Genomic DNA, 4,216 nt, shown 5'->3' with positions numbered 1-4,216 from the left:
TCAACATCCTGCCCAAGCTGGGTTCGCTGTTCGCTGGCGACGCCGAGAGCTACAAATACCTGGCCGAGTCCATTCGCATGCATCCCGACCAGGCCACGCTCAAGGCCATGATGAAGACGGCCGGATTCGGCCACGTGGACGTGCACAACCTCAGTGCCGGCATCGTCGCCCTGCACGCCGGGATCAAATGTTGACCCCTCGCTCAGTCTTGCCCTGCTGGACGCGGGCAGCCTGATCGGCCTTGCAGGCCGCGCAGCGGTCAAGCCCGCTGCTCTGCGGCAGGCACGGCGAGTCCACTGGACTCACCATGTCCGGCCTCAGCCCCCGGGGGGATGGCGATGCTTGCCGCATTGAGCGGCAAGCACATCGCCTGAGCGGGCCGGCTAGGGAGCGGCCCGTCGCTCGGCCCGAAAGTCGAATACCGAATATTGCGTATCGAATGACGCCGGAAGGCGTCATCCTCAATCGCAAGCGACCACCCCCCAAGAACGTGGGATCTTGGGAACTTCCCGCTTGTATTTGCTCTAACTGCCGACCGCCGACGAACCCAGTTCTGGCTTCGTGGGCCCCGCAGAAGCGACATATCGCGCCGCTACACTCGTTCGCTCTTTGGGGCGGGTGCCCTTTCTCTGCATAACAAGGACCTTCATCAGATGGCAAACCGACAGAACAAGCACCGTGCCCACCTGCTCCTGGCAGTCGTCGCCGTTGCGGCGCTGCTGACGGCCTGCGGTGGTGACAAGGGCGACAAGGCGTCCCAGACGGCGGCCAAGGTCAACAAGGAAGAGATCACCGTCCACCAGATCAATTTCGTGCTGCAGCGCCAGCAGGGCCTCAAGCCGGAGCAGGCCGAGGCCGCCAGCCGTCAGGTGCTGGAGCGCCTGATCGACCAGGAACTGGCGGTCCAGAAGGCGCAGGAGCAAAAGCTCGACCGCGACCCGCGTGTCGTGCAGCAGATCGAAGCCGCCAAGCGCGAGATCATCGCCCGGGCTTACGCCGAGCGCGTTGGCGAAAGCGTTGCCAAGCCCAACAACGAAGAGATTGCCAAGTACTACAACGACAAGCCGGCCCTGTTCAAGGACCGCCGCATCTACAGCCTGCAGGAACTGCAGATCGAGGCCAAGCCGGAGCAGTTCGAGACCATCCGCGCCAAGCTCGCGGCGGCCAAGAACCTCAACGAGTTCGCTGAATACCTGAAGTCCGCCGACATCCGCTTCAACGGCAACCAGGCCGTGCGGGCCGCCGAGCAACTGCCCCTGGCCGGCCTGGACGCCATTGCCAAGATGAAGGATGGCGACTCCATGGTCAGCCCCAGCCCCAACGGGATGACGGTGCTCTTCCTCGTCGGCTCGCGCAGCCAGCCCGTGGATGAAGTCCGCGCCCGCCCTGCCATCGAAGCTTTCCTGATGAACCAGCGCAAGGCCGAAGTCGTGCAGAGGGACATCAAGGCGCTGCGTGACAGTTCCAAGATCGAATACGTCGGCAAGTTCGCGCAGGCGGCTTCGGCGGCTGGCGGTGTGACGCCTGTTGCGCCTGCGCCCGTGGCGCCGGTCACCTCTGAGGCGCCTGCTCCTGCTCCCGCTGCTGCCCCGGCGGCCAGCGGTCTTGATTCGGCTTCGATCTCCAAGGGTATGGGTCTGAAATGATGAAGATTCGTTTTCACCAACTGCTTCTTGCCGCCACTTTCGGTTTGTTGGCGGCCGCGTGCGTGCAGGCTCAGGCTCCTGCCCCTGCCAAGGCGGCTGCTCCCGCCATGGCTGAATATCATCTGGGCGCTGGCGACGTCGTCCGTGTGGTCGTGTATCAGAACCCGGACCTGACACTCGAAACTCGGGTGTCAGAAACAGGCGTCATCAGCTACCCGTTGCTCGGCAACATCCGCATTGGCGGCTTGGGCGTCAGCGCCGCCGAAAAGCTCATCGCCGAAGGCTTGAAGAGCGGCAACTTCGTCAAGTCGCCACAGGTCACGCTTGTCCTGATGCAGATCAAGGGCAACCAGGCCAGCGTGCTGGGCCAGGTCAACCGCCCCGGCCGCTTCCCGATCGAAACCGCTGACATGCGCATGACCGACCTGCTGGCCAATGCGGGTGGCGTTGCGACGACGGGCGGTGACCAACTCGTGCTGACCGGGATGCGCAACGGCAAGCCCTTCCGCACGGAAATCGACCTGCCCACCGTCTTCGGTCCCGCCGCGGAGCAGGGCCGAGTCAACGATGTGCTGATCCAGAACGGCGACGTGCTCTGGGTGGACCGTGCTCCGCTGGTCTATATCTATGGCGAGGTGCAGCGCCCCGGGCCGATGCGCCTGGAGCGCGGCATGACCCTGATGCAGGTGCTCGCGGTTGGGGGTGGCCTGACGCAGCGCGGTACCGAGCGGGGCGTCCGTGTGCACCGAAAGTCTGCCGATGGGCGCGTCCAGGTCGTCACGCCCGCGATGGACGAGAAGGTCCAGGACGGGGACGTCGTTTACGTGCGTGAAAGCCTCTTCTAAGAGCTCTGAGCCAGGACGGGAACAATGACTTTTGCTCAATTCATCGCTGTCTTGCGCGCCAGAAAGTGGGCGGCGCTTGGTGTTTTCGCGTTTGTTGTCACGGCGATCGTCGTGATCAGCCTGGTGCTGCCCAAGAAGTACAAGGGCGAAGCCAGCGTGGTGATCGACGTCAAGCCCGACCCGATCACCGCGTTCGTCAATCCTTCGGCGATCATGCCCAGCTTCATGGCGACGCAGCTGGATATCCTGATGAGCGATCGCGTTGCGCTGCGCGTCATTCGCGATCTCAAATTGACGGAAGTTCCGGGTATTCGGGAGCAGTGGCAGGACGATGGTGAAGGGAAGGGAACCATCGAGCAGTACGTGATTCTCTTTCTGCAAAACTATCTTGACGTCAAGCCGAGTCGGGAAAGCAACGTCATCAATATTTCGTTCAAGAGCCAGGATCCCACCTTCGCCGCCGCGCTGGCGAATGCATACGCAAAGGCTTATATCGCCACCACGTTGGAACTGCGCGCGGACCCTGCGCAGAATTTCAGGAAGTTCTTCGATACGCAAACCCATGACGCCCGCGAAGCGCTTGAAAGAGCCCAGGCCAAGCTGTCGGCCTTTCAGCGTGAAAAGGGAATCATCGCCACGGACGAACGGCTCGACGTCGAGAACGCGAGATTGAACGAACTCAGCAGTCAGCTGACGCAGCTGCAGGCCATCTCCGCGGAAAGCTCGAGCCGCCAGACCCAGGCCCAGGGCACCCAGACTGATCGGCTCCAAGAGGTGATCAACAACCCGGTGATTGGGGGCCTGAAGCTCGACTTGAGCCGCGCGGAAGCACGGCTGCAGGAACTGTCGCAGCGCCTGGGAGACGCGAATCCGCAGGTGGGCGAAACGAAGGCCAATATTGCCGAACTGAAGCGCAAGATCGACAGCGAAACGACGCGGATTTCGGGCGGCGTCTCGGTCAGCAACACGATCAACAAATCTCGTGAGGGGCAGGTCCGGGCCTCGCTGGATGCTCAGCGCATGAAGGTTCTTGAACTGAAGTCTTCGCGGGACGAGGTCACCGTCCTGCAGCGGGAGGTCGAGAATGCGCAGCGCATCTACGATGGTTTGGCCGCCCGCCTGAGCCAGACCGGACTCGAGGCGCAGAACACGCAGAGCTATGCCAGCATGCTGACCGTCGCGCTGCCGCCCGCGGAACACAGCAGCCCGAAACTCTTGCTGAATACGGCAGTCGGTATCTTGCTGGGCGGTTTGCTGGCGGTGGGCGTCGCGCTCATCCTCGAATTGAACGACCGCCGCATTCGCGCGCTGGAGGATGTGGTGACGGCATTGGGTCTTCCGGTGCTGGGCACGCTTCCCAAGCCAACGGCAAAACGGTTCAACCCCGCACGTCCGATGCTCCATTCGCCTGGCGCACCGGCGCTCAGCGCCCCTGACTCCGGCCGGAGCATTTGATGACGTCTTACGAAAACGTGGCTGACCGCTCCATAGGGAGCATCCTCAAGGACCTGCGGCTGCTGTCTGCCGATCAAGTCGAAAAAATCGTCCAACAGCAACGAAGTGAGGGCCTGCGCTTTGGCGARGCAGCGGTCGCACTCGGGTTCGCGAGCAATGACGACGTCATGTTCGCCCTGGCCCAACAGTTCCACTATCCGCTGGCAGCGGACGATGAGCGGCGCAAAGCCAATCCCGAGCTCGTCGCCCTGAACCAGCCGTTCGGTGTGC

Annotated in this window: 4 protein-coding genes and 1 pseudogene; all 5 read left to right on the top strand. The window is 62.7% G+C overall.

The features are described from left to right. The coding region (locus tag ACXJKR_RS25920) for a class I SAM-dependent methyltransferase (RefSeq protein WP_457325250.1) at window positions 1-194 on the top strand (194 nt) is incomplete at its 5' end. 459 nt (window positions 195-653) lie between these two features. Then, window positions 654-1,646 carry an EpsD family peptidyl-prolyl cis-trans isomerase gene (locus tag ACXJKR_RS25915; protein WP_056204130.1) on the top strand — a complete coding sequence of 331 codons (993 nt, stop codon included), beginning with the start codon at window positions 654-656 and terminating at the stop codon, window positions 1,644-1,646. Window positions 1,647-1,753: 107 nt separating this feature from the next. After that, a complete protein-coding gene (epsE, locus tag ACXJKR_RS25910) occupies window positions 1,754-2,491 on the top strand; it encodes a polysaccharide export protein EpsE (RefSeq protein WP_235532104.1) in 738 nt (245 codons plus the stop codon). Between the two features lie 24 nt (window positions 2,492-2,515). Then, the gene (epsF, locus tag ACXJKR_RS25905; protein ID WP_457325249.1) at window positions 2,516-3,946 is read left to right on the top strand and encodes a chain length determinant protein EpsF; all 1,431 of its coding nucleotides are present in this window, start codon (window positions 2,516-2,518) and stop codon (window positions 3,944-3,946) included. After that, window positions 3,946-4,216: pseudogene (locus ACXJKR_RS25900) on the top strand (polysaccharide biosynthesis tyrosine autokinase); the annotation flags it as partial. The gene epsF and the pseudogene ACXJKR_RS25900, both read left to right, overlap by 1 nt.

This window comes from Roseateles sp. P5_E11 (assembly GCF_054049355.1).
The sequence above is the reverse complement of the archived record's forward strand: the minus strand, read 5'-3'. Positions and strand labels throughout refer to the sequence as shown.